We start from the raw sequence: 22736 nt of genomic DNA, 5'->3' as shown, positions 1-22736 counted from the left end.
AGCCTATACGAATAATCGAATATCATTGTAGGCTTTTCAAGAATCTTACAAGCTTGTAGATATAATTCCAAATAAAGAATAATATCACGGTTACTCCAGCTAACATCATAATTGGTAGGAAATACCAACTTATTTCTATAGCAATAAAGATGTAAAAAACAGTAGCAATTAAGCCTCCTAAAATGCATAGGGGGATTAGTAGTTTCCTTGCCCAGTTTCTAGCTTTTCTAAGTTGATACCCACAAACGATCAATAGAATGCTATAGGGAATCATAGCGAAGGAAACTGGGGTATAGTATTTGAACAAAACACCCCAAAGTATTTGAGAGGGTTGGTAACTAGCCGATACGGTGAAATTCATTCCCCAGGCATCCTGATTCATTGTCCAAATAAAGAAAAAGTTGAAAATGAAAAGAAGGGAAGAAAATAGAATGACGCTATTTCCCCAATAGATATGGGTATATGATTTCTTTTCCTTCGATTTGAATCCCATTTACACTTGTATCACCCCTAAATTAAAAGGTTTCTCAATGGGAGCGTGATCTGCCGCCTCTATCCCCATAGAGATCCAGGTTCGCGTATCCATAGGATCGATTACTGCGTCCGTCCAGATACGTGCGGCTGCATAATAAGGGGAAATCTGGCTGTCGTATCGTGCTTTGATTTTATCGTATAATTCCTTTTCTACTTCGGGAGTGATTTCCTTTCCTTCTTTTTTCAAAGAAGCTGTCTCTATTTGTAACAGTACCTTGGCAGCACTATTACCACTCATTACCGCTAGCTCTGCACTTGGCCAGGCCGCAATGAGTCGTGGATCGTAAGCCTTCCCACACATCGCGTAATTACCAGCTCCGTAGGAGTTTCCGATAACAATGGTGAACTTGGGCACTACACTATTACTCACGGCATTTACCATCTTAGCGCCGTCCTTAATAATGCCTCCGTGTTCGCTCTTACTTCCCACCATGAATCCCGTAACGTCCTGTAAGAAGACCAAAGGAATCTTTTTCTGGTTACAATTGGCAATGAATCGGGTGGCCTTATCGGCACTATCACTATAGATGACCCCACCAAACTGCATTTCACCCTTTTTGGTTTTTACCAGCTTCCGCTGATTGGCCACAATACCAACAGCCCAACCATCGATTCGTGCATAACCGGTAAGAATGGTCTTTCCATAGCCTTCTTTGTATTCGTCGAATTTTCCACCATCGACCAGTCGTTTTACGATTTCGCGCATGTCATACTGATCGGCTCTGGATTTAGGAAGGATGCCGTAGATATCCTCGGGATTGTCTGCTGGTTTTTCTGCTGCAATTCTATTGAACCCAGCCTTGTCATAGTCTCCAATTTTGGAGAAGATATTTTTTATGGTTTCCAGTGCATCTTTATCGTCCTTGGCCTTATAATCGGTTACTCCACTAATTTCACAATGGGTCGTAGCACCGCCCAAAGTTTCATTGTCGATAGTTTCGCCTATGGCTGCCTTTACCAAATAACTTCCTGCCAAGAAAATACTTCCTGTTTTGTCCACGATAAGGGCTTCATCGCTCATAATAGGAAGATAGGCTCCACCTGCCACACAACTTCCCATAACGGCCGCAATTTGGGTAATTCCCATACTGCTCATCACGGCATTGTTTCTGAAAATGCGTCCAAAGTGTTCCTTATCTGGAAATATTTCGTCCTGCATGGGAAGATACACCCCTGCACTGTCTACTAAGTAAATAATGGGAAGTTTATTCTCTATGGCAATCTCTTGGGCTCGAAGGTTTTTCTTTCCCGTAATCGGGAACCAAGCACCTGCCTTTACCGTTGCATCATTTGCCACGACAATGCATTGCTTGCCTTGTACGTATCCTATTTTCACAACGACACCACCACTAGGGCATCCACCATGTTCTTCGTACATGCCTTCTCCTGCAAAAGCTCCTATTTCGATAGAAGGCTTTTTATCGTCCAGCAAATAATCGATGCGTTCGCGGGCCGTCATTTTGCCTTTGGCATGATGTTTTTCGATTCTTTTGGGGCCACCGCCTTGTTTTACCTTGGCCAATTTTCGGCGTAAGTCGGAGAGTAAGAGTTTATTATGGTCTTCGTTTTTATTGAAGTTGATGTCCATTAATGAAAGGCTTAATTTTTGAAAATAGATGATAAAATAAGTGGTCCTATAGACCCAAGCAATTTACAAAAACTCTAGTCTTTACCGCCCATCATTACAATATAGTTTGGGAAGGAACTTTTTACGGTGAATTCTATTCCGAATTGGTTAGATTTGTTAAAAATTAATCGAAAGATGAGAGATACCTTACTGGATGAAATTATAGACAATTATGATGCATTGAAATACGGTTTATTGAAGGCACAGACCTTCGATGAATCCCATTTTGGCTTTCCCGAAATCTACTATAAGATCATGGAAACCGATCGTCAACGTGTGGATGCTTTTAAAAAAGCCTTTGAATTGAACAACAATTTCAAAGATGCCGTAGTCTGCGAAGTAGGAGTGGGGACATTGCCACTTACCAAGCTGTATATGCCCTATGTGAAGAAGGCCTATCTCATAGAGAACAATCCAGATCTCATCCCATTTATCAAACAAGAAATTGCCAAATATCCTTGGGCTCACAAGGTAGAGCTAATTTATGCCGATGCCCTGACAGTAACTTTACCAGAGAAGGTAGATCATGTTATTGGGGAATTGATGAGTATTTATTGCGCGAATGAATTTCAGGTGCAGATTTTCCAGCACATGAAGGAGTTTTTAAATCCGGGAGGTAAGCTGTTCCCTAATCGCATCGTCAATTTCGCAAGGTTGTGTGAAGCAGACATCGATGATAACGTACATCATTATCCTGTGATGTTTACCCGCCATCAGCCCATGTTCTTGACCCAACAATTTCTGGTAAATGAAATAGAGTTGTTGAAAGAGAAAAAGCAAGGGGTGAATCTTAGTTTTTCGGTACCCGTTTTATTCTCGGGAACGGTGAACGCACTTTATCTCGAATCCTATGTGGAAGTTACCGAAGGTTCCAACTTCACGGGAACGGATAGTCTAATGCCTCCTACGGTATTGAAAACGACCAATACCCAAGAAGTAAAGGCAGGGGATTTAGTACATATTGATTTTAGTTTTGATTATGGTTCCTCTCTGGACGATATTAAATGCGTACTCTCTTAGTCGAGAATATCAATGTCGAAACCAATAATATCCCGTATTCCAGCTTGAGATACATCTTTAGGCTCGATAGGGGTAACGTAATGCCATAGATCGTTACCAAAGGTGAATTCTTCGCCTGTGTCGGCTTGGAAGATAAATTCCCCAGGCTGTAGTTCTTTCTGGTAGATTATTTCGTTGGATCCCTTGGGGTTTTGTTCATATATCTGACTCTCCCCACCGTTTATATTCTGTCTATTGATCACTAGAGCCGACATAATGTATTGGGCACCATCTTCATGAACTCCTTCGGGAGCATTCTCCCCTTTGATCTGCTCTCGGCTTATGGTTCGCATGAAATGACTGGTAATTTGTAACTTTCTGGCTTCTGGGTGAATGCTTCTCACCAAGGCAGATATCTTTTTCAATAACCTATGAAAATGTTCTCCTTGTACCGCTTCTGCTGTAGCTTGGGTAAATACTCTGCGCCATCCTCTAAAGTCACCAACATTCTGTTGAAAACCTTGCTGTCCAGTGCGTTCTATAAAATAATCTTCGTCCCACACTTCAATAAGAAAGGACGAGATGTTGCGCTGGCGGGTAATCATGGACAAACGATCAAACTCCAGTTTTTGTTCTGGGGTTAATTGGTCTATCCAAGGTTGTAGTACTTCTATATCTGCAGCTCCTTCGAAATAGGGTTGATGCCGTTTTTCAATCAATGCAGTATCGTTCGGAAACAGCTCTTTCAAAAAAGAAATTTGTTTGCCGCGCACCAAATAAACGTCGTCCGATAATTCATCGAAAAGGGGTTTGAAAAAATCTAAAAATGTCTCCGTAGAAAAGCCTAAATCTTCAACACTTCCTACCCGTATTGGGGATTTGATGGTTTTCCCCAATGCTTTCGATATGTCCTTTTCGGTAATCATACTTCTTCTTCCTCATCCTCTTGAAAACGCAAGTATTCCTCAACGGTTTTGTTAACGGGAGGGATGTCTTCTTCAACAATCGTCTTCAGTAACTCTTCGGTGATGGGCGTTATGGAAACGATACGATTGGCATGGTATTCTATGATCTTTTCGAAAAGATTTCTGGCAGCACGGGCATTTCCGAAACTTTTATGCCTTTTTTCGTATAATTTATCGAAGATGAACTCCAATTTTTCCTTAGCCTCTTGGTTTAATGCAAAGTCGTTCTTTGTACAGAACAATTCGAAGATAGCGACCAATTCCTTGGGTTTGTAATGATCGAAAGTGAAGTAACGATTGAATCTAGATTGCAATCCAGGATTGGATTCTATGAAATCCTCCATTTCATCGGGATATCCAGCTACGATGACCACAAGTTCTTTGCGATGATCTTCCATTTTCTTTAGGAGTACTTCGATGGCCTCCGTACCAAAATCTTTTTTGTTGTCCTTGGCCAATGCATAGGCCTCATCGATAAACAAGACCCCATCTATAGAGGCCTTCACCACTTCTTCGACCTTAAGGGCTGTCTGTCCAACATATCCAGCAACCATCCCTGTACGATCGGTTTCTACCAGGTGTCCTTTTTCCAGATACCCTAAGTGTCTGTAGATTCTGGAGACCAATCGGGCTACCGTGGTTTTTCCTGTTCCAGGAGGTCCCATAAACACAGAGTGCAACGAATTGTTTACGTTTTTCAATCCCTTTTCCTCCCGTATCTTCTGTACTTTAAGGAAATTGGATAATTCGCCCACGGCTTTTTTAATATTATCTAAACCAATCAACTCGTTGAGTTCGTCCATGACATCATCCAGTGTCTCATCTTCGTTGATTTCTGTTTGTTTTACGCCTTCGATTTTCTGCTTAGGATGTGCGAGTTTGTCCTGTATTTTCTTCAGCAACTCGGTTTCTTCTTCTGAAATAGTTCCGTCTGCTTTGGCAATTAACGAACCGATACGATATAAAAAGGCGGTAGAATTGGCAAAATGTGGACTATCCAGACGCTTTAACAAAGAAGGCATGAGAAACTCATTTTTGTAATCCGGACCTAGATCGAACAGGCTTGCATTTTTAATGATCTCGATGTTTTCATCGAATTTCTCAGATTGTACAAAGGTATTGATACGCTCTATGGACAGCGTTGAAATGATATCATTACCCTGCATTTTTTCGAACAGAAATGCCAGCAGGAATTTGATCTTCGAATCCGACTCTTCATTGCTTTTATCGCTGAGTGGATAAATCGCATTGAATAGTTTAATGATATCCTGAAGGATCACGTGTTCCGCTTGGAACTCCATGGCATCATCACTTTTTTGAACGATCGCATTAATGGTGTTGGAAAAGCGCTTATTGTTGTTGAGATCTTCGGCAAGGTTTTGAATCTTATCGCCTTCAGCCTTCAGAATCTGCAAAAATTCATAGTCGATATCGAAATCCTGATTGGCCGATTCTTTTTTATTGACAAAGTCTTTAAACTTATTAGTAAAGTATTCCAAGTCTTTTTTCTCGTCTTTCTTCGTCAGTAATAAATCATCCAATAAAGAAGCCAAGAGGGCCATGTGTTCTTTGGGCAGTACCCCTAGGTTAGGATGCGTAAGTAAGCTTTGTTGCAAAGGGATCTTTTCGCTCGCTATGTGTAAATGATGGGTAGTGAGAATGAAATCGAGTGCATCCATGGATGACTTTTGGGAATACAATACCAGTAAGTCCTCATCCTTAATGCGAAGCGTTGGGAAAGCATCCGAGATTTTTAGGATGCTTAATGGATTGATCGACTTGCCCTTGAAGAAGTGAGCCTTCTGCTCCTCTGGTAGTTTTGAAAAAAACTGGTCTGTGGCCTTATGGTATTTGCGGGTATTCATTCTTAATCCCTATGTTTTTTTGAAGTATGTTTCCCCTGTTATTGTCCGTCGGTATCGATTTGCATCATGGCGTCTTCCACTTCATGAACCAATTCGTCGTAACGTGCCATTCGTTTGGTATCTCGAGTTCGATTAAAGGGTAAATCTACATTAATGTGTTTTACAAAGCGCGAGGGCGCATGTTTCATGATATAAATATCGTCCGCCAAATACACGGCTTCTTGAATATCATGGGTTACGAATATGATGGTAGGGCTAAACTTTTCCCAAATACCAATCAACAAGTCCTGCATCTGTAATCGTGTCTTTACGTCTAATGCACCAAAGGGTTCATCCATGAGCAGGATTTCCGGATTGGACATTAAACTTCTGGCAATAGCCACACGTTGTAATTGTCCTCCAGATAGCGCTGGATATTGAGCATATTTTTTCTGATGCCCCTCGAGTCCAACAAGTTTAATCATTTCCATGGCTTTTTCGTCCCGTTCTTTCTTTGGAACTCCTTTAAAACGCAATCCCAGGCCTACATTATCCAAAACGGTCATCCATGGAAGGGAAGAGTATTGTTGAAAAACCATACTCACCCTGTTTTGTTTTCCTACAGCTTCTCCCTTCACCAGCACAGAACCCGACGTGGGTTCTTGGAGGCCAGCAATATATCGCAGTACCGTAGATTTTCCACAACCCGACATTCCCAAAATCACGGTGAACTGACCTTGCATGGGCTTGTCTTCGATTAAAAGATCCAAATTTTCAATGATCTTAACCTTCCCATTGTCGTAGGATTGGTGAACTCCTCTCAGTTCTATGATATTTGCCGATGCTGTATCGCTAAATTGTATCGCCATAGTTAGTGCTTGTTGCCTTTGTTTGTGTGCTTAAAAGGAAATAATAGTTTATCGATCATTACAAACAATCGGTCTTGTAGGATACCAATAATAACAATAATGATAAGTATGGCGAAGGCCTTGTCGATTCTACTTTGTCGTTTGGCGGTCCAAATCAATTCTCCGATTCCACCACCTTTGTTCAGCATTTCCGCAATGGTAATGTACGTCCAAGAAATGGCAGTTAAAACGCGAATGTCATCAATGATTTTTGAAAAGACATAGGGCATATATACCGTTCTAATGGTCTGCCAAGATGTGGCGCCCAACGTAAATACGGTATTCAGATAAACGTTTTGTACTTCATCTATACGTTGAACCACTACTGGAATGAGATACACAATGATACCGAATGCCAAGAAGGAAACCTTCATTTCGCTTCCCAGTCCTAACCACATGATGAAAATTCCCGTCACAGCGGTTAAAGGAATAAAACGATACGAATCTACAATCTGACTGAACAGGCCTCTAAACAATGGGATAAGCCCCAATAAAAAGCCAATGGGAATGGAGATGAGTATCGCCAATAAGTAACCCAAGAAGTTAAGCTTGATGGAATAGAAGGTATTCCCGATCACATCGTCGTTCTTGTTGAGATCGGGAAATGCCTTAATTACTTTAACGGGCGAAGGTAATAAGGGGTAGACCTTGTTTTTCTTAAGACCAAACGAGGCCAACTCTTCATTGCTCAGTGTTTCGAGTGTGTCGTAACTGGCTACGAGTAATGAATCATTGTCGTAATACCTGCGATCTTCCATCGAAATCGTTGAGAGATCAATGGTTTCATCTTGGGTAATTACAGACTTAGATAGATTTTCTGCTAGTAAAAACCATGTGAAAATGAGTATAAGCGCTCCTACAACGGTAAGTACGACCTTATCCTTAGGAAGGAGGTTTCCTCTAAGTTCAAAAAGCTTTTTTACGTTCATTAGTCTACTACCAGTTCAAAGTCAGTCCTACGGTTTTTAGAGCGGCATTCTTCATTCTGATTGCCTTCACATCCTGAAACAGGCTCATCTGGTCCATTTCCTAGGATGATGAAGCGATTCACTGGCATGTTATGCTGACTTATTAGGTAATCTGCCACAGACTGGGCTCTCTTTTTAGATAGTGCAATGTTAGATCCTCGATTCCCTACGTTGTCTGTATTTCCTTCAATACGAATACGTGCGTTGGCGAAGGCCTTAGCAATAGGGGTAAACTGTAGATCGATCAACTGCTTGGAGTTTTCGTCCAATTGAAATTCTCCAGTTCTAAAGCTGATACTTACTTTTTTGGAAGAAAGTGACTCTTTGTTGGTCAAACTTTCATCAGCTGCAGTAAACTGCTTCTGTGCTTCTGCGCTATGACTGCCTCCAGAAAGATTTGTTCTTGAAACCAAGTCCTTGGTAGAAAGTAATCTCCAACTTTTAGCTCCTTGGGTGTTATAGCCTAGGTTGTTGTATTTCACCTTCATTTTGTTATAAAGGTCTTCTCCAGTAACACCACTATAACTTGGATTCAATCCAAAGAAATCTTTGTTGTCCCCGTGTGTGGTCAATCGAACATTGTTAATGGCATCGTAGCAGAAGTCTTCTGGTTGAGACAATCCCTCAGCAAGGATTTTTGCTGCCTTTCTTTTGTTGCTATCCGAACTGTTCAACTCTGAAGCCCCGATCATCCAACCTTCATACAGGTCTCTTAACTGATCTTTATGCGTTTCTACGAACTCTTTTTTCGATACAAAAACGTCGGCGATGATATGTGTGGCGTTTCTGGTACTTTCCAAAACCTTAGAACCGGCTACTTTACTTACACAGTCGGCATCGTCTGGACTCCAAACTACAGCTGCATCTACGGTATTACTTTTAAAAGCATCTGCCGCGTCGATAGCGCTGGGTACTTCCACAATCTGCACATCGCGTGTGGTCATGTCACTTGCTTCCAATAGCCAAATCAAAAAGGAATGCGAAGGCGTCATAGGTGCTACGGCGATTTTCTTTCCTCTCAGGTCACTTACGTTGTTAATTCCTCGTGCGGCAACGATGGCGTCACCTCCACGGCTCCAATCGGCCTGGAATACTACTTGTGGCTGAAATTGGTCTAAACCTTCTACTTCTGTAGGGAAGGCATCGATGGTCGCCCACATTAGGTCGATAGATCCATTTTTGAAAGCATCTCGGGATGCATCGAAGTCGTCGATCACTTCAAAGTTTACCTTGAATCCGTAGTCTTTGTAGAAACGAGAGTCGGTGTTGGCTTCAAAACCTTCATTGAAATACTGTCCTCCAGCATATCCTCCCCAGGTAACCACTCCTACATTGATGACGTCTTTATAGCCATCCTTAGTTTTTCCGTCCTTACCTGTTACTTTTTCTATCTGCTCTTGTACATCCGGATTTCTTAATTGTGTTAATAAGTAATACGCCCCAGCAATGATGGCTACTACGATTAATATTTTTGCAAACGGTGTTAATTTGGTCCTTGCCATAGTGTATTTTAGTTGTGGTTTTTAGTCTTCGAAATTAAATAGGTCGGAATATTGGTTATTCTGACTTTTTGTTTTTACAATAGGAGCATCGAGATCTACGCTGTGCTGATCGTGCACCAAGAGATCCTTCTGGTTTCCTAAGATTAAGGAAACCCCTTCTTTTTCCCATTTTTCCAATAGCTCCAAGCCTTCTTCTTCAAAAATTCCATTCTGAAGATCGATAGAGTCCATAAAGTTGGTCGACATGTCCATGAAACGCTCCATTTCACCAATCTTCATGCTTACGTCTTCGGCAATGACCTCAAGGGCCCTGTCGAACATTTCTTTTTTGTCGTTATTACCGGCAATGATATTCATGGCCGATTTCATAGCAGAATGACTCGCTCTAATGGCTTTGCGCTCTTGTTCCTTTACCATGACCTGATCTTCTATGTCTTCCAATAGAATCTCAGAGTTTTCATACATCTTGGTGAGTACGCGGTACAGGATTTCCATTTTCTTATAGAGTCCATCCAGCTTTAGGTTCGACTCCTGCAAGCGTCCCGCTTTTCTGGACTTAAGGATCATGATTCCCTTCTTGTCCTTTTCCTTGGCAGCGCTCGCCAACTTTAGGTTGCTATTAATGCTTTTTTTGTTATCATAGATGATCTGCTGCAAACGCTTCATCTGTCCTTTAAGAACAGCGATTTGCTTATTCATCTTTTTGAGATTGTCTTTAAGATCTTCTACATAACTCTTAAGTATTCCTATAGGGTCTATTTGAATGAAAAGACCGGTAATCCATCGCATAAAAGACTTATACATGTAAAAAATAAGGTTCCGCATCTTGGGATCCAATATCATATAGATAAGCGCCCCCAAAACCGCTAAGAGCACTCCCAGATAGAGTGTGTTCTCCGCAATCTCAATGAGGAAGGGGAGTACTTTGTACAGTCCGTAGAGTCCGCCTGCACCCAAGAGCCCCATGAAGAGCATTCCGGTTTTGCCTTCCGGCTTTTTCCAAAACGATTTAGGTTTTAACGATGTATTGTCCATTATTTAAGGTATTTCTGCATTTTTAACATATCCTCCTCAAATTGCGATTTAAGAAGGTCGTACGATTGTTTAAAATCGTTCTGTGTCTTATTGATTTTTGCATTGCTTTCTTGCACTTTGGCTTTTAGGCCTTCAATTTGCGTCTGGTGTTTTGCAATCTCTTCGGTCAAGGCTTTAATCTGAGCCGATTTTTCCTTTATAATCGATTCGAATTGTGCGATTTCACGTTCACGACCGGATACCTTATCATCGAATTGATTTTTGAAAGCATTGGTAAACTGCTCGCTTTCTTTGTCTAGAACACCGATATAAAATTTTGTGGTCTCTAAGAGCTTATCCAAGGTTACTCCCATGGTAGAGGCTGTGGCAAAAGCCGAACGGTACTTGGTAGACTCATCCATAGGCATCTTTTCCAATGCCTTAAGGGCTTTCTTGTACTCCAAATAGTCGAAACCTTCGAGGTTGTTCTTTTCGATGGCTCCCAACAGTTTTTCCACAATTTTAGGATCTACAATGCCGGTCGTTGAAGCAGCGGAAGTGCGCGTCGGGGGCGCAGGCTCCGATACGTTCGGAGTACTGGCTTCATTTCCTTCTTTGTCTTTGGGGGTAGTGGGTTTCTTAGTTTCTTCTTGGTCTTCTTCTACAATGAATAAAGACTTTAAATTCTTTAGCATGGTTGGTGTATTTGGACAAATTTAAAAAAATAGGTATTTAATTGGACGATTAAGATACGCCTTTATAGCTATTTGGTGTTGAAATTCTTGAAATGTTACAAAAGCGCTATTTAAATACACGTTTCCAACCTAGTCGTAATAGCACGAGAATGACCAAAAACAGTAGGATGAGGTGGGTAAAGCTTCCTATGAATAGCACACCAAAGAACATACGTTGCAAAATGTAGGTAAGTATAAAGGCCATGGTAATGACCAAAATCAATCCGGAGAGTCTATCGAATCCCGGAATTTCGGACATGGGTACGGTTCTATGAATGATCATGAGGGATAGCAGCATCCCAATAATAGGAACAAAATACACTGCGATATTTAGCTGTAATAAATTGGCTCTCAAGAAAAATAGGTTGTACGCTACGAGCATCACGGAAAACACTCCCGGAATAGTGGCCAAATATACCAAGGCCGTGTATCCATAGGAGATTGGGGCTTTAAAATTATTTTTGGAAACGGTTAAGAGTCCCAAGAGAGAAAATAAGATTACGACAACATAATAGCCAATTATCCATTTAGGGAATTGTCCATACTGATCTATGATATTCTGTAAGGTCATGATGTTAGTTAAATATGCCCCTAAGATAGAATATTAGTAATAGTTTATTGTTTTCTTCTATTTTGTTGAAGTTGATGCCTTTATCCTACGGTGATTCTCTTAAAATATGAAAGAGAGGGTATTTCACTTCCTAAATAAAGGATTAATTAACGATATTTGCGTTAGGGATTGCAGCGGCATCCCCTGTAGTGCAAAGCTACTACAGGGATACAGCGGAAAGCCCGGTCGTAAAGTAAACCAGAGGTTTTACTTTACGGAACGCCATAAAAAGTAAAGAGCATGATGAACAAAAATACGGTCCTGGCTTGGGCCACCTTTATTATGATAGTTGTAGGCTGTGCATTAATAGCCTTGGGAGCCTTTAAGTATGACGATGTAGCAGGATGGGGCTTCGCTGCAGTAGGAATTGGCTTTTTTGCCGTTGCATGGGTGTTCAATGCCCTAAAAGGCCGCGTATAATTACACACTAACCTTCTAATTTCAGAAAATTATGTCCGACGACAAGAAAGTCATCTTTTCCATGTCTGGGGTTTCCAAAACCTACCAAAGTGCCCAGACCCCTGTACTTAAAAATATATACCTAAGCTTCTTCTATGGTGCCAAGATTGGTATTCTGGGACTTAACGGAAGTGGTAAATCTACCTTGCTTAAAATCATTGCTGGGGTAGAAAAGAACTACCAAGGTGATGTTGTCTTTTCTCCGGGGTATACCGTAGGGTACTTAGAGCAGGAACCGCAATTGGACGAGGATAAGACCGTGATCGATATTGTTAAGGAAGGTGTTCAGGAAGTGGTCGATGTGCTAGATGAGTACAATAAGATTAACGATATGTTCGGTCTGCCCGAAGTATACGAGGATGCCGATAAGATGCAGGAGCTTATGGACAAACAGGCCAAGCTTCAGGATAAGATCGATGCGACCAATGCTTGGGAATTGGATACCAAATTGGAAATCGCCATGGATGCCCTGCGCACGCCGGAAGCCGATACGCCAATTAAAGTACTTTCTGGTGGAGAGCGTAGACGGGTAGCTTTGTGCAGATTATTGCTTCAGGAGCCTGATGTGCTGCTATTGGACGAGCCTACCAACCACTTGGATGCCGAGAGTGTGCACTGGTTAGAGCATCACTTGGCACAATACAAAGGGACGGTAATCGCAGTGACGCACGACCGTTATTTCTTGGACAATGTGGCTGGATGGATTTTAGAATTGGATCGCGGGGAAGGAATTCCTTGGAAGGGGAATTACTCTTCTTGGTTGGATCAGAAATCGAAACGATTGGCCCAAGAGCAAAAGCAGGCCAGTAAACGTCAAAAAACCTTAGAACGCGAATTGGAATGGGTGCGTATGGCCCCTAAAGGACGCCAGACCAAGCAAAAGGCGCGTTTACAGAACTATGAAAAATTGATGAGCCAAGACCAGAAACAACTGGACGAAAAGCTTGAAATATACATCCCGAACGGCCCTCGTTTGGGAACAAACGTGATTGAAGCCAAAGGCGTGTCTAAAGCCTTTGGGGAAAAATTACTGTACGAAGACCTCAACTTTAATCTTCCACAAGCAGGAATCGTAGGAATTATTGGTCCCAATGGAGCAGGGAAGACGACCATCTTCAAAATGATTATGGATGAATTGGAACCAGACAAAGGATCCTTTGAGGTAGGGGAGACCGCTCAATTGGCTTATGTCGATCAGTCGCATTCCAATATAGATCCCAATAAAACGATTTGGGAAAACTTTAGCGATGGTCAGGAACTGATTATGATGGGAGGTCGACAGATAAATTCCAGAGCCTATCTAAGCCGTTTCAACTTTAGTGGAAGCGAGCAGAACAAGAAGGTTTCTATGTTATCGGGAGGAGAGCGCAACCGCCTGCATTTAGCCATGACTCTAAAGGAAGAGGGGAATGTATTGCTACTGGATGAGCCTACCAACGATTTGGACGTAAACACGCTAAGAGCCTTGGAAGAAGGTTTGGAAAACTTTGCGGGTTGTGCGGTAGTGATTAGTCACGACCGTTGGTTCTTGGATCGAATCTGTACACATATCCTTGCTTTTGAAGGGGATAGCCAAGTGTACTTTTTCGAAGGAGGCTTTAGCGATTATGAAGAAAACAAGAAGAAACGATTGGGCGGTGATCTGTTGCCAAAACGAATTAAGTACAAGAAGCTGATTCGATAGCGAATGAAGATACGTGCCCTTTTAGGTTGCTCGCTACTTTTTCTTTTTTCATCCTGTGCTACTTTATTCAATGGACGGACCGCACCCATTACTTTTCGGTCCAAGACTCCCGTTCAAATTACTGTAAACGATAGTGTTTTTACCGTAGATCGATCTAAGACCATACGTGTGCCTCGTTCTGGCGATTCTTTGGTGGTTACTGCCAAGAATGATTCGTTAGAACGCCAATTTGTATTACAGCCAAGGCTTTCGTTCCTCTTCTATTACAATGTAACCAATCTTGGTTTAGGGTTTATTGTAGATGATGACACTGACCTTAAATACGGGTATCCACGTTTTGTAAAACTGGATGAATCCCTGGAGTGGAAGAATTCGAGTATTATGTCCTCTAGACAACAAGGGCACTGGAATCTTGGGGTATCATTACCGCATGTAAATCAATTCTATTTTCAACCTAATGGAGCGCCCGATGCTTCCGGTTTTGGTTTCTTTGGGGTTTCGGTATTGGGAGAATATTTTTACAAAGACAATAAATTTATCAATCTCACTGCAGGAGGTATTATAGATGCCCCCGTTCCGTTCCCGGCGTCCGTTAGTTATGATACGGAATATGAAACACATAATGCTTTGTTTATAAGCCTAACAGATAATTATGTATTGAATCGTTTTTCTGTGGGATATGGTGCCAATTTCTCTAGGTACAATTGGGCCTATCATAGGGAGATTGAAGAAGAAGGAAGTTTTATGGAAGAGGAAATTCGTAAGTCGAGTAATAGCTTGGGACTGTCATTAAATTCTTACTATCGAATTGGAGAAAGATTTCACGTAGGTTTGGTTTATCGTCCTACCTTTGTCAAACTAAATGCTCCCAATACCTTCGAATACGAACATAGCATAAGTATCGATTTGGTTTGGAAGTGGAGAATACGCCGTTAGTATGTCGTTTTATCAGAAAATAGCAGAAGTAGGAACGCGATTTGTGCCCAAACACAAGCTGTTTCGTTATGGATTTAATTGGTCCCCCATGTACCGAAGGAGCACGGGCCGGGTCGTTAGTGTAACCAAGGATTTATTGAATATTCGCATAAAAGTGCGCCTAAGCTATAAGAACAGGAATTATGTCAATTCTATCTTTGGGGGAAGTATGTTCTCGTCGGTAGATCCCATTCCTATGGTACAACTCATTAATCTGTTGGGAAATGAATACGTTGTTTGGGATAAATCTGCGGAAGTGGTCTTTAAACGACCTGCTAGGGAAAATCTGTATGCTGATTTTTTGTTTACTGAAGAAGAGCTAGCCGAAATAAAACAGCGGATTGCACAAGAACAAGAAATTGAAATTGTGAAAACAACACAATTAACCAACGAAAATAGATCGACCGTGTATTGCGAAGTACATAAAACCATGTATGTTGCGAACAAATCCTATTACAAGGAAAAGAGAAAGAATAAAACAGGGAAGTAGTTCCTTTTTGAATAAAACCAGCCAAATAGCACTATGTCATTCGCCAATTTAAAAGCCATCGCTTTCGATGCCGACGATACCCTTTGGGTTAATGAAACCCTTTTTCGCGATGCCGAAATAGAGTTTTGTAAATTAATGAAGGATTTTATGCCCGCCGAAGAATGCAATAAGCGTCTTTTCGAAATGGAGATGAAGAACCTGCCCATGTACGGTTACGGGATAAAACCTTTTACCCTTTCCCTTATTGAGGCCGCTATCGAATTTTCTGAAGGGAGAGTCACCAACCATACCATTACCGAAATAATTGGGATTGGAAAGAAGATGTTGGAAGCCCCGATAGAATTGATCGATGGGATCGAAGAGACCCTAAAGTATCTGGCAACGAAGTACCGTTTGGTCATGGCGACAAAGGGGGATCTTTTGGATCAGGAGCGAAAGCTAATTAAATCGGGATTGGAACCCTATTTCCATCATATTGAAATCGTGAGCGATAAGCAGCCTAAGCACTATCAGAAATTGGTGAATCATTTGGATATTTTTCCAGGAGAATTCTTAATGGTGGGGAACAGCATTAAAAGCGATATTCTTCCCGTGTTGGAAATCGGCGGACATGCCTTTCATATTCCTTTCCACACTACTTGGGAACACGAGCGTGTATCCGATCCGGTAACTCATCCGAACTTTATGGAATTGAAGGAAGCTTCAGAAATGCTTCAGATTTTATAGGATTGCTTCCAAGCGCTTTACGTATTCACCCACATCGCGCCCATCGACCAAGCCATGATGGGCATGTACGGACATGGGCATAACTTTCCTGCCGTTTTCTTCGGTCATCTTTCCGAAGGAAATTTTCGGACTACTATCCGGAAAACTATAGCTCCTAGCATGGGATAAAGAAGTGAACTTGAGCCAGGGCAAAGAGGAATAGTGAATCACATTTTCTCCCGAAGTAGCGGGATTCAATCCAGTGCTATTTTCTACTTTGGTAATGACTTCCTTGGCTTGTTCATGAAAGACCTCAAAATCTTCGTGAAAATCGATATAGGAAAATCCGAAGGTGCCATCGGGCCTTGGAATAGTAGGGGAGGCGTGTATCGCTTCGTATTCATATACTTCTCCATTGTGTATGCGTAATCGGAAAGCAGGAACTGCATTGGCGGCTACTAAGGATTTGTGCAAATACGATAAAAAGAAAGAATGCCCAGAAGCTTTGCAGGCATTATAGGTTTTGGTGCAATCTACATCCACGGTTATGCTGTGGTAAGGCTCTTCGAATTGCGAAAAGAATTTAAAATGGTCCTTTCGAGCCCACTGCTCCAGATCGATTTTTTTCTTCACTTGTGATGCGTTACACGGCTTGGGCCTCTAGCCATTCCAAAGGAGTTTGAAGTGTTTGAGGGCAAAACTCCAAATGAATAACACGACGGCGTTTTCCGTTGGTGGTTCTGTGGGAAGCATGTAGGGTTAATGGACTCATTAACATGATACCTCCTTTCGGTACTGCGCAAGTTACTTCATTTTCCTGAGTAATCCCCAAATGATCGTTTCGCTGGATGCCTTGGCCATGGGATTTGGGAATGACCTTTAGCGCACCGTTTTCCTCGGTAGTATCATCTAAGTGAATGCGAAGCGTAATGGTGTTTTCGAGCACTTTCGTAGGTGGTTGCACGCCATATTGCCCCTTTTTATGCGTCCAATTCTTATAGCCGTCTACTTCAATCTTCTCCTTGACCGAAATGCTCAGGTCTTGATGATAGGCCACAAACCAATTGGAGGTGCTGGGTTTATCAAAATAAATGGCTTTTGTAAGCCATGAAGGCTTTTCGTAATATTCGGTCAATAACCTCTTCAAATTAGCATTGAATAAGGAAACCTTGAGTTCCGGAATACGATTGAGCAATTGCCGGATGGCGAAAAGATGTTTGGAATTTTGATCTGCAACATCGTTTCCATATTCCTCGAGATCGGAAATTAAGCTTTCTATTTCAGCATCTGAATAGAAATTGGGTATAATGGCATAACCGTCCTTACGGAAGGCAGCCAATGTTTTATTGAAGCTCATTTATTGCTTTACGATCTTCCTAGATAGTTTTTTGTTGCCCGAACGAATCTGAACAAAGTAGACACCTTGCGGAAGTTCTGCAATGGAAAATGGCGTATCTGTAGATTGTGCCAAATCTCCTTGATACAGTTCCTTAATGTTACGTCCCGTGAGATCATACAGGGCAATACTTCCATTGGAGGAAAGGGAATGCTCGATATTGATTTCGGTAGTTGAAGGCACCGGATACACTACTACTTCGTTGGAAGCGTTGGATAGATCTTCGGTTCCCAGGACTTGTGTTAAATCGAAACTGTGCATGGACCTTCCATAAGTTCCAGCATACAATGTACTGGTTGGCTCGTGAAGTTTCAAATCGCGTGTTAGGGTAAGCGGAAGATTGTCTCCCAAAATGGTCCAACTAGCGCCATCATCGGTAGAATACCAAACATTAAGATCGGTAGCGGCGTAGAGTACGGTCTCGGCACTATTAATCAAAATGTCATTTACGGGTATGTTGGGTAGATTTCCAGCTACAGCCGTCCAGCTTTGACCACCATCTGTGGTTTTAAAGATGTGTGGATCATAATCCAACAATTGATATCCCGATAATGCTACATAGGCCGTTAGGTCATCTGAAGGAGAAACGGCAATAGAGGTAATATATCGATCGGGAAGGCCAGCACTTACATTGGTCCATGTGCTACCTCCATCAAAAGTCACATTTACATTTCCGTCATCACTTCCGGTATAGATGGTATCAAGGTTTAAATGAGAAGTACCTATAGCAGTAAGGGTTCCGTAGCTAGTAGCACCACTAGGATGAGGTCCATCGGTTAAATCCGGACTAATGGCAGTCCAGAAGACGGCTCGGGTAGAGCTGTACAAACGGTTGGTACCGTAGTACAATATTTCGTTATCGAAAGCCGAAATAACCACTGGTGTATTCCAGTTATTACGATCGCCAAAATCGATGCCATCCAAAGCACTTTGGAAAGTAGTTCCTCCATTGGTAGATCTACCTAGATTTCCGAATTGCGCTTCCGCGTAAATGAAATTATTATCTACAGGATCTACATTAACATGGAATCCATCACCTCCCCAAATGGGATTCCAGTCATTTAGTCCGCCCGTAAGGGTTCTAATCGTATTGTTGTCTTGAGTTCCGCCGTACAACCGTTCCGGTTGTGAGTAATCTACCTCAATATTGTAAAATTGGGTTAGGGGTAAGTTGGTAAACTTATTCCAAGTATTTCCTCCGTTCTCGGAAAGGTAAATTCCCCCATCGTTTCCTGCCAAAATAAAGTTGGGGTCGTTATTCGAAAACTCCATGGCGTGATGATCCACATGCATGCCGCCCACTTCGTTCCAACTACTACCGCTATTGTCCGTTCTATATAACAGTTGCCCTAAAACATATACCTGATCGGAATCGGCAGGGTTTACACGAATGTTTCCAAAATACCATCCAAAAAAGGAATCTACGAAGTCAATTTCCGAAAGGGCGACCAAGGTCCAGTTTTCCCCATTGTCCGTAGATTTATAAAGCCCATTAAAGGCATTCGTAATTTCATTGGTTGTATATCTCGCGTAGATTGTAGAAGGATCGGATTGAGAAACGGCCAAACCGATACGTCCTGTTTGTGGATCGGCAGCGGGAAGTCCATTAGCAGCGCCTAGTTCTTCCCAAGTGTCACCTCCATCCAAAGAACGGTGAATGGCCGAAGTTACCCCGCCATAATCGCGTATCCATGGCTTACGGGTACGTTCCCACATTGCTGCAAAAATAATGTCCGTATTGGATGGATTCATGGCCACGTCGATAGCCGCGGTAGAATCGGTTACATGTAGTACTTGTTCCCAGTTCCCACCTCCATCGGTAGTTCTGTATATTCCTCTTTCGGGGTTGTATCCATATAATTTTCCCGTAGCGGCTACGAATACCCGATCTTCATCGGTTGGATCCACAACGATACGCCCAATATGATTACTTTCGGGTAGACCTACATTGGTCCAAGTGGCTCCCGCATCGGTGGTTTTATAGATTCCATCCCCAAAGAATGCTCCTGTATTTACACTACCATTGGCTTCCCCTGTTCCCACATATAACGTATTCGCATTAGAAGGTGCAATGGCGATATCCCCAATAGAAAGTTTGGTTTGCTCGTCGAAAACGGGCGTCCATGTAACACCACGATCTGTGGTTTTAAAAATTCCTCCAGTAGCGGCTCCCGCATAGAATACGTCGTCACTATCGGGAGACAACGCAATATCGGTAATCCTTCCTCCCGTGTTTAAAGGCCCTTTCAATTCCCAATTTCCAGCGGGTTGACGACTGGCCAGAATCTGCTTAGCTTGTAATTCGGCATTTTTAATGGCCTCTACGTTGATGATTCCATCGGGATAAGCGCGTTCGTTATAGAACCATTCTCCCGGATATTGTTTGTTGAGTTCGTCCCAGTCGTTGGAGGTTACCTCTGGGTTTGTAAATTCATCGGAAAAATGAAGTACCACAGAGAGCGTGGCTCCAAAGATCCATAACAGGTGGATGGGTTTGAGGTTATAGCGCATTTTTTCAATTTTTTTGGATGTTTAAAAATACTACAAATCGGGTAGCTTGTTGTTAAATGTCTCCTATAGTTTATAAAACCATGAGAAAATTTCGAGAATATGTTACCTTTTTTGAGAATATGTTACCCGTTCAATTCGTACTTTTAGCTTTCTGAAAAAAATAATTTCATGAATAAGTTCATCCTTTCCTTCGCAATAGCCCTTATGGTTTCCTCCATTTTTGGGCAAACTTCCCATCCTAATTTTGAATATCTCGATGTGTTCGATCTTGAGTACGCCAGCGACCCTCAGATATCTCCAGATGGTGAATATGTGGTCTACCGTCGAACGGGTTTTGATATCATGAAGGATCGAAGTCATGGTACTTTGTGGATGTTGAGTACGGATAGCAGAGGGATCCATCATAAATTGAGTTCTCGGGAAAGTGGAGAAAGTCAGGCCCGATGGTCGCCCAATGGAGATCGTATTGCTTTCGTAAGCAGTTCGGGAGAGGGGAGCGAAATCTATGTATACTGGACCGATACAGGAACCATTGCCAAGCTTACCCAATTGGAAAATGGCCCTTCTAATCTGGCATGGTCTCCCGACGGAAAACAAATTGCTTTTACCATGAAGGTAAATGCGGCCCCTCCTGTGCTTGCCAAAATGCCAGCGAAGCCGAAAGGAGCCAAGTGGGCGAAAACCCCAAGGATAACGGATAGGCTAAAACATGAGGCAGATGGTGCAGGGTATTTGAAACCGGGCTTTACCCATATTTTTACTATTTCTTCGGAAGGAGGAGCGGCCAGACAACTAACTTCTGGCGATTACAATCATGGTGGTGCCTTGTCTTGGAGTCCACGAGGTGATAAAGTTTATTTCTCAGCAAATCGCAGTGAGGATTGGGAATACGATTTCAGAAATAGTGAAGTATACTCGGTAGATACCCGTTCTGGGAATATCGAAGCCTTAACTTCCCGTTCTGGTCCCGATGGATCTCCTAAGGTATCTCCCGACGGACGTTTCATCGCCTTTATTGGTTTTGAAGACAAAGTTCAGGCGTACCAAACACGTAAGCTACAGATCATGAATGCCGATGGAAGCAACCAACGTGTTGTTTCCAACAAAATGGATCGTAGCATCTCTAGTGCACAATGGGCTTCGGATAGCAAGGGGCTATACATTCAATACAACGATTTGGGGCTAACCAAAATTGGCTATCTGGATCTGAATGGGAATCTCAGCGTGATGTTGGACAATGTAGGCGGCACGACCCTGGGAAGACCCTATGCCAGTGGAAGTTTTTCCGTGGCCAAGGATGGAAGGATTGCCTATACGCTATCCAAACCCGATCGCCCTGCCGATGTAGCCGTGACCTCCCGAAAAAGCAAACAGCCCAAGGTATTAACGGGACTTAATGACGATCTTATCTCATACCGTACCATGGGAAAAGTAGAGGAGATTTGGTACAAGTCTACCTTCGACAATCGAGACATTCAAGGATGGATCGTATATCCGCCCAATTACGATAGCAGTAAAAAGTATCCCTTATTGGTGGAAAATCATGGAGGTCCCATCTTAAATTATGGCCCTCATTTTTCTGCCGAAATCCAGCTCTATGCCTCTGCAGGTTATGTGGTGTTTTATCCCAACCCAAGGGGAAGTACGAGCTATGGAGAAGCCTTCGGAAACCTTTTGTACAATAACTATCCCGGACAGGACTACAATGACGTTATGGATGGGGTGCACGAAATGGTGAATAAAGGGATTGTAGATAAGGATCAATTGTATGTCACCGGAGGAAGTGCTGGTGGAATCATGACCGCTTGGATCATTGGAAAAACCAATGAATTTAAAGCGGCCGTAGTAGCCAAGCCCGTCATGAATTGGATTAGTAAGACTTTGGTGGCCGATAATTACTATGGCTATGCCAATAGCCGTTATCCCGGACAACCTTGGGAAAATTTTGAAGGCTACTGGAAGTTTTCTCCCATATCGCTCGTTGGCAATGTGGAGACCCCAACTATGGTGATGGTCGGGATGAACGATTTGCGTACGCCCCCCAGTGAAGCCAAGCAATTGTATCATGCCTTAAAACTTCGAAAAATAGAAACCGTGCTGGTCGAAATACCGGAAGCTTCGCACGGAATTGCGGCACGCCCTTCTAACCTTATCACCAAAGTAGCACATACCTTGGCTTGGTTCGAAAAGTACAGGTAGCCATGGCGAAACTAATTTCTGTGTTGGCTATTCTTGTGGCTCTAAGTGCTTGCTCGGGGAAGAAGGAAGAAGAGGTGTATGTTTTACCCGAAAAAGCCGAGTTCTTACTAGCTTCAGATACGCTTAAAACATGGAAGATAGCCAAACGCTACAATGGCAAGGCACGCATGAATATGGAGCCTGAGGGTTGCTTCATCAAATACAAGCAGACCTTTTTCGCGAACGATTCTGTGATTGATAATAATGAGCAACATTTCGATTGTGGTCCGAGCTTGAAAGGTACTTGGGAAATTACACAAAGTGCAAAAGGGCACTCCTATATAAAACTTTCCAGCAGTCTTTTACCGGAATTATTGGGAACGGATAAGGATTACAAGTATTTCAAGATACTGTACCTCTCTAAAGATTCCCTAACCCTTTCATTTTCGCATACCCAGTATGGGAAGAAAAGGACCATCACAGATTATTTAGTAAGGGACGATCTCGATATAGGAGATCGTTCATTTCATTATTGATAACAATCTAAGGCAACAACTTGTGTATGAAAAATACGTTCACAAAAAAGGCGTACTTTTCATGTATAAAAGCGTTAGATAACATTTGAAAAAGAGT

At 42.3% G+C, this 22736-nt stretch carries 21 protein-coding genes; 8 read left to right on the top strand and 13 right to left on the bottom strand.

Translation table 11 applies throughout. The annotated features are described in order from the left end of the window. Nucleotides 1–22 precede the first annotated feature (22 nt). Entirely contained in the window at nt 23–493 is a 471-nt protein-coding gene (locus tag POV27_RS12465; protein WP_272863103.1) for a hypothetical protein, read from the bottom strand. Next, entirely contained in the window at nt 494–2122 is a 1629-nt protein-coding gene (locus POV27_RS12460) for an acyl-CoA carboxylase subunit beta (protein WP_272863102.1), read from the bottom strand. It lies immediately after the preceding gene. A gap of 174 nt (nt 2123–2296) precedes the next feature. Between POV27_RS12460 and POV27_RS12455 the strand changes: the two genes are divergently transcribed. Continuing rightward, nucleotides 2297–3181: an SAM-dependent methyltransferase gene (locus POV27_RS12455; RefSeq protein ID WP_272863101.1), complete on the top strand. Its 885-nt coding sequence runs from the start codon at nt 2297–2299 to the stop codon at nt 3179–3181. Here POV27_RS12455 and POV27_RS12450 read toward each other — a convergent pair. From POV27_RS12450 to POV27_RS12415, 8 genes are all read right to left on the bottom strand, one after another. Beyond that, nucleotides 3178–4086: a 2OG-Fe dioxygenase family protein gene (locus POV27_RS12450; protein ID WP_272863100.1), complete on the bottom strand. Its 909-nt coding sequence runs from the start codon at nt 4084–4086 to the stop codon at nt 3178–3180. The two genes, POV27_RS12455 and POV27_RS12450, sit on opposite strands and share 4 nt — an antisense overlap. Continuing rightward, nucleotides 4083–5990 (bottom strand): AAA family ATPase, encoded by a 1908-nt coding sequence (locus POV27_RS12445; protein ID WP_272863099.1) that lies wholly within the window; start codon nt 5988–5990, stop codon nt 4083–4085. The genes POV27_RS12450 and POV27_RS12445 overlap by 4 nt, the downstream gene beginning before the upstream one ends. A 38-nt stretch (nt 5991–6028) precedes the next feature. Continuing rightward, nucleotides 6029–6838, bottom strand: a complete 810-nt coding sequence (locus POV27_RS12440; protein ID WP_272863098.1) for an ABC transporter ATP-binding protein — start codon at nt 6836–6838, stop codon at nt 6029–6031. Nucleotides 6839–6840: 2 nt separating this feature from the next. Continuing rightward, complete coding sequence (locus POV27_RS12435; RefSeq protein ID WP_272863097.1) at nt 6841–7806, bottom strand: ABC transporter permease; 966 nt, start codon at nt 7804–7806, stop codon at nt 6841–6843. Beyond that, a complete protein-coding gene (locus tag POV27_RS12430; protein WP_272863096.1) occupies nt 7806–9347 on the bottom strand; it encodes a phosphate ABC transporter substrate-binding/OmpA family protein in 1542 nt (513 codons plus the stop codon). The genes POV27_RS12435 and POV27_RS12430 overlap by 1 nt, the downstream gene beginning before the upstream one ends. A gap of 21 nt (nt 9348–9368) precedes the next feature. Beyond that, complete coding sequence (locus POV27_RS12425; protein WP_272863095.1) at nt 9369–10382, bottom strand: PspA/IM30 family protein; 1014 nt, start codon at nt 10380–10382, stop codon at nt 9369–9371. Further along, entirely contained in the window at nt 10382–11056 is a 675-nt protein-coding gene (locus tag POV27_RS12420) for a hypothetical protein (RefSeq protein WP_272863094.1), read from the bottom strand. Before POV27_RS12420 ends, POV27_RS12425 begins: the two co-directional genes overlap by 1 nt. A gap of 106 nt (nt 11057–11162) precedes the next feature. Further along, the gene (locus tag POV27_RS12415; protein WP_272863093.1) at nt 11163–11666 is read right to left on the bottom strand and encodes a hypothetical protein; all 504 of its coding nucleotides are present in this window, start codon (nt 11664–11666) and stop codon (nt 11163–11165) included. Between the two features lie 282 nt (nt 11667–11948). Between POV27_RS12415 and POV27_RS12410 the strand changes: the two genes are divergently transcribed. From POV27_RS12410 to POV27_RS12390, 5 genes are read left to right on the top strand one after another with little or no spacing between them, the layout of a single operon-like run. Beyond that, nucleotides 11949–12125, top strand: coding sequence for a CAL67264 family membrane protein (locus tag POV27_RS12410; protein ID WP_272863258.1), 177 nt, complete (start codon nt 11949–11951; stop codon nt 12123–12125). 31 nt (nt 12126–12156) lie between these two features. Beyond that, the gene (gene ettA, locus POV27_RS12405; RefSeq protein WP_272863092.1) at nt 12157–13848 is read left to right on the top strand and encodes an energy-dependent translational throttle protein EttA; all 1692 of its coding nucleotides are present in this window, start codon (nt 12157–12159) and stop codon (nt 13846–13848) included. A gap of 3 nt (nt 13849–13851) precedes the next feature. Beyond that, a complete protein-coding gene (locus POV27_RS12400) occupies nt 13852–14784 on the top strand; it encodes a hypothetical protein (protein WP_272863091.1) in 933 nt (310 codons plus the stop codon). Between the two features lies 1 nt (nt 14785). Continuing rightward, nucleotides 14786–15313 carry a DUF4442 domain-containing protein gene (locus tag POV27_RS12395; protein ID WP_272863090.1) on the top strand — a complete coding sequence of 176 codons (528 nt, stop codon included), beginning with the start codon at nt 14786–14788 and terminating at the stop codon, nt 15311–15313. Between the two features lie 33 nt (nt 15314–15346). Further along, on the top strand, nt 15347–16039 hold the full coding sequence (locus POV27_RS12390; protein WP_272863089.1) for an HAD family hydrolase: 693 nt from the start codon (nt 15347–15349) through the stop codon (nt 16037–16039). On the opposite strand, the gene POV27_RS12385 is transcribed toward POV27_RS12390, so the two are convergent. The 3 genes from POV27_RS12385 to POV27_RS12375 are packed head-to-tail and all read right to left on the bottom strand — an operon-like array spanning nt 16034 to nt 19925. Continuing rightward, nucleotides 16034–16651, bottom strand: coding sequence for a chloramphenicol acetyltransferase (locus tag POV27_RS12385; RefSeq protein WP_272863088.1), 618 nt, complete (start codon nt 16649–16651; stop codon nt 16034–16036). The genes POV27_RS12390 and POV27_RS12385 overlap by 6 nt on opposite strands. A gap of 10 nt (nt 16652–16661) precedes the next feature. After that, nucleotides 16662–17375, bottom strand: coding sequence for a phytanoyl-CoA dioxygenase family protein (locus tag POV27_RS12380; RefSeq protein WP_272863087.1), 714 nt, complete (start codon nt 17373–17375; stop codon nt 16662–16664). Beyond that, a complete protein-coding gene (locus tag POV27_RS12375) occupies nt 17376–19925 on the bottom strand; it encodes a VPS10 domain-containing protein (protein WP_272863086.1) in 2550 nt (849 codons plus the stop codon). Between the two features lie 168 nt (nt 19926–20093). Here POV27_RS12375 and POV27_RS12370 point away from each other — a divergent pair, with 168 nt between their 5' ends. Both POV27_RS12370 and POV27_RS12365 read left to right on the top strand, forming a co-directional pair. Then, entirely contained in the window at nt 20094–22124 is a 2031-nt protein-coding gene (locus POV27_RS12370) for a prolyl oligopeptidase family serine peptidase (protein ID WP_419179948.1), read from the top strand. Between the two features lie 2 nt (nt 22125–22126). Continuing rightward, nucleotides 22127–22639: a lipocalin family protein gene (locus tag POV27_RS12365; protein WP_272863085.1), complete on the top strand. Its 513-nt coding sequence runs from the start codon at nt 22127–22129 to the stop codon at nt 22637–22639. The last annotated feature ends 97 nt before the right edge of the window (nt 22640–22736 follow it).

This window comes from Aureisphaera galaxeae (assembly GCF_028561275.1).
GTDB classification, from domain to species: domain Bacteria; phylum Bacteroidota; class Bacteroidia; order Flavobacteriales; family Flavobacteriaceae; genus Aureisphaera; species Aureisphaera galaxeae.
This window is presented reverse-complemented; position numbering and strand designations above follow the sequence as displayed.

What these genes read in the sequence shown, in the direction of transcription:
- POV27_RS12380 (WP_272863087.1), bottom strand. Translation starts at nt 17,375, where the DNA reads ATGAGCTTCAATAAAACATTGGCTGCCTTCCGTAAGGACGGTTATGCC.
- POV27_RS12455 (WP_272863101.1), top strand. Translation starts at nt 2,297, where the DNA reads ATGAGAGATACCTTACTGGATGAAATTATAGACAATTATGATGCATTG.
- POV27_RS12390 (WP_272863089.1), top strand. Translation starts at nt 15,347, where the DNA reads ATGTCATTCGCCAATTTAAAAGCCATCGCTTTCGATGCCGACGATACC.
- POV27_RS12425 (WP_272863095.1), bottom strand. Translation starts at nt 10,382, where the DNA reads ATGGACAATACATCGTTAAAACCTAAATCGTTTTGGAAAAAGCCGGAA.
- POV27_RS12370 (WP_419179948.1), top strand. Translation starts at nt 20,094, where the DNA reads ATGAATAAGTTCATCCTTTCCTTCGCAATAGCCCTTATGGTTTCCTCC.
- POV27_RS12375 (WP_272863086.1), bottom strand. Translation starts at nt 19,925, where the DNA reads ATGCGCTATAACCTCAAACCCATCCACCTGTTATGGATCTTTGGAGCC.
- POV27_RS12465 (WP_272863103.1), bottom strand. Translation starts at nt 493, where the DNA reads ATGGGATTCAAATCGAAGGAAAAGAAATCATATACCCATATCTATTGG.
- POV27_RS12410 (WP_272863258.1), top strand. Translation starts at nt 11,949, where the DNA reads ATGAACAAAAATACGGTCCTGGCTTGGGCCACCTTTATTATGATAGTT.
- POV27_RS12450 (WP_272863100.1), bottom strand. Translation starts at nt 4,086, where the DNA reads ATGATTACCGAAAAGGACATATCGAAAGCATTGGGGAAAACCATCAAA.
- POV27_RS12395 (WP_272863090.1), top strand. Translation starts at nt 14,786, where the DNA reads ATGTCGTTTTATCAGAAAATAGCAGAAGTAGGAACGCGATTTGTGCCC.
- POV27_RS12400 (WP_272863091.1), top strand. Translation starts at nt 13,852, where the DNA reads ATGAAGATACGTGCCCTTTTAGGTTGCTCGCTACTTTTTCTTTTTTCA.
- POV27_RS12460 (WP_272863102.1), bottom strand. Translation starts at nt 2,122, where the DNA reads ATGGACATCAACTTCAATAAAAACGAAGACCATAATAAACTCTTACTC.
- POV27_RS12430 (WP_272863096.1), bottom strand. Translation starts at nt 9,347, where the DNA reads ATGGCAAGGACCAAATTAACACCGTTTGCAAAAATATTAATCGTAGTA.
- POV27_RS12365 (WP_272863085.1), top strand. Translation starts at nt 22,127, where the DNA reads ATGGCGAAACTAATTTCTGTGTTGGCTATTCTTGTGGCTCTAAGTGCT.
- POV27_RS12440 (WP_272863098.1), bottom strand. Translation starts at nt 6,838, where the DNA reads ATGGCGATACAATTTAGCGATACAGCATCGGCAAATATCATAGAACTG.
- POV27_RS12415 (WP_272863093.1), bottom strand. Translation starts at nt 11,666, where the DNA reads ATGACCTTACAGAATATCATAGATCAGTATGGACAATTCCCTAAATGG.
- POV27_RS12420 (WP_272863094.1), bottom strand. Translation starts at nt 11,056, where the DNA reads ATGCTAAAGAATTTAAAGTCTTTATTCATTGTAGAAGAAGACCAAGAA.
- POV27_RS12435 (WP_272863097.1), bottom strand. Translation starts at nt 7,806, where the DNA reads ATGAACGTAAAAAAGCTTTTTGAACTTAGAGGAAACCTCCTTCCTAAG.
- POV27_RS12445 (WP_272863099.1), bottom strand. Translation starts at nt 5,990, where the DNA reads ATGAATACCCGCAAATACCATAAGGCCACAGACCAGTTTTTTTCAAAA.
- ettA (WP_272863092.1), top strand. Translation starts at nt 12,157, where the DNA reads ATGTCCGACGACAAGAAAGTCATCTTTTCCATGTCTGGGGTTTCCAAA.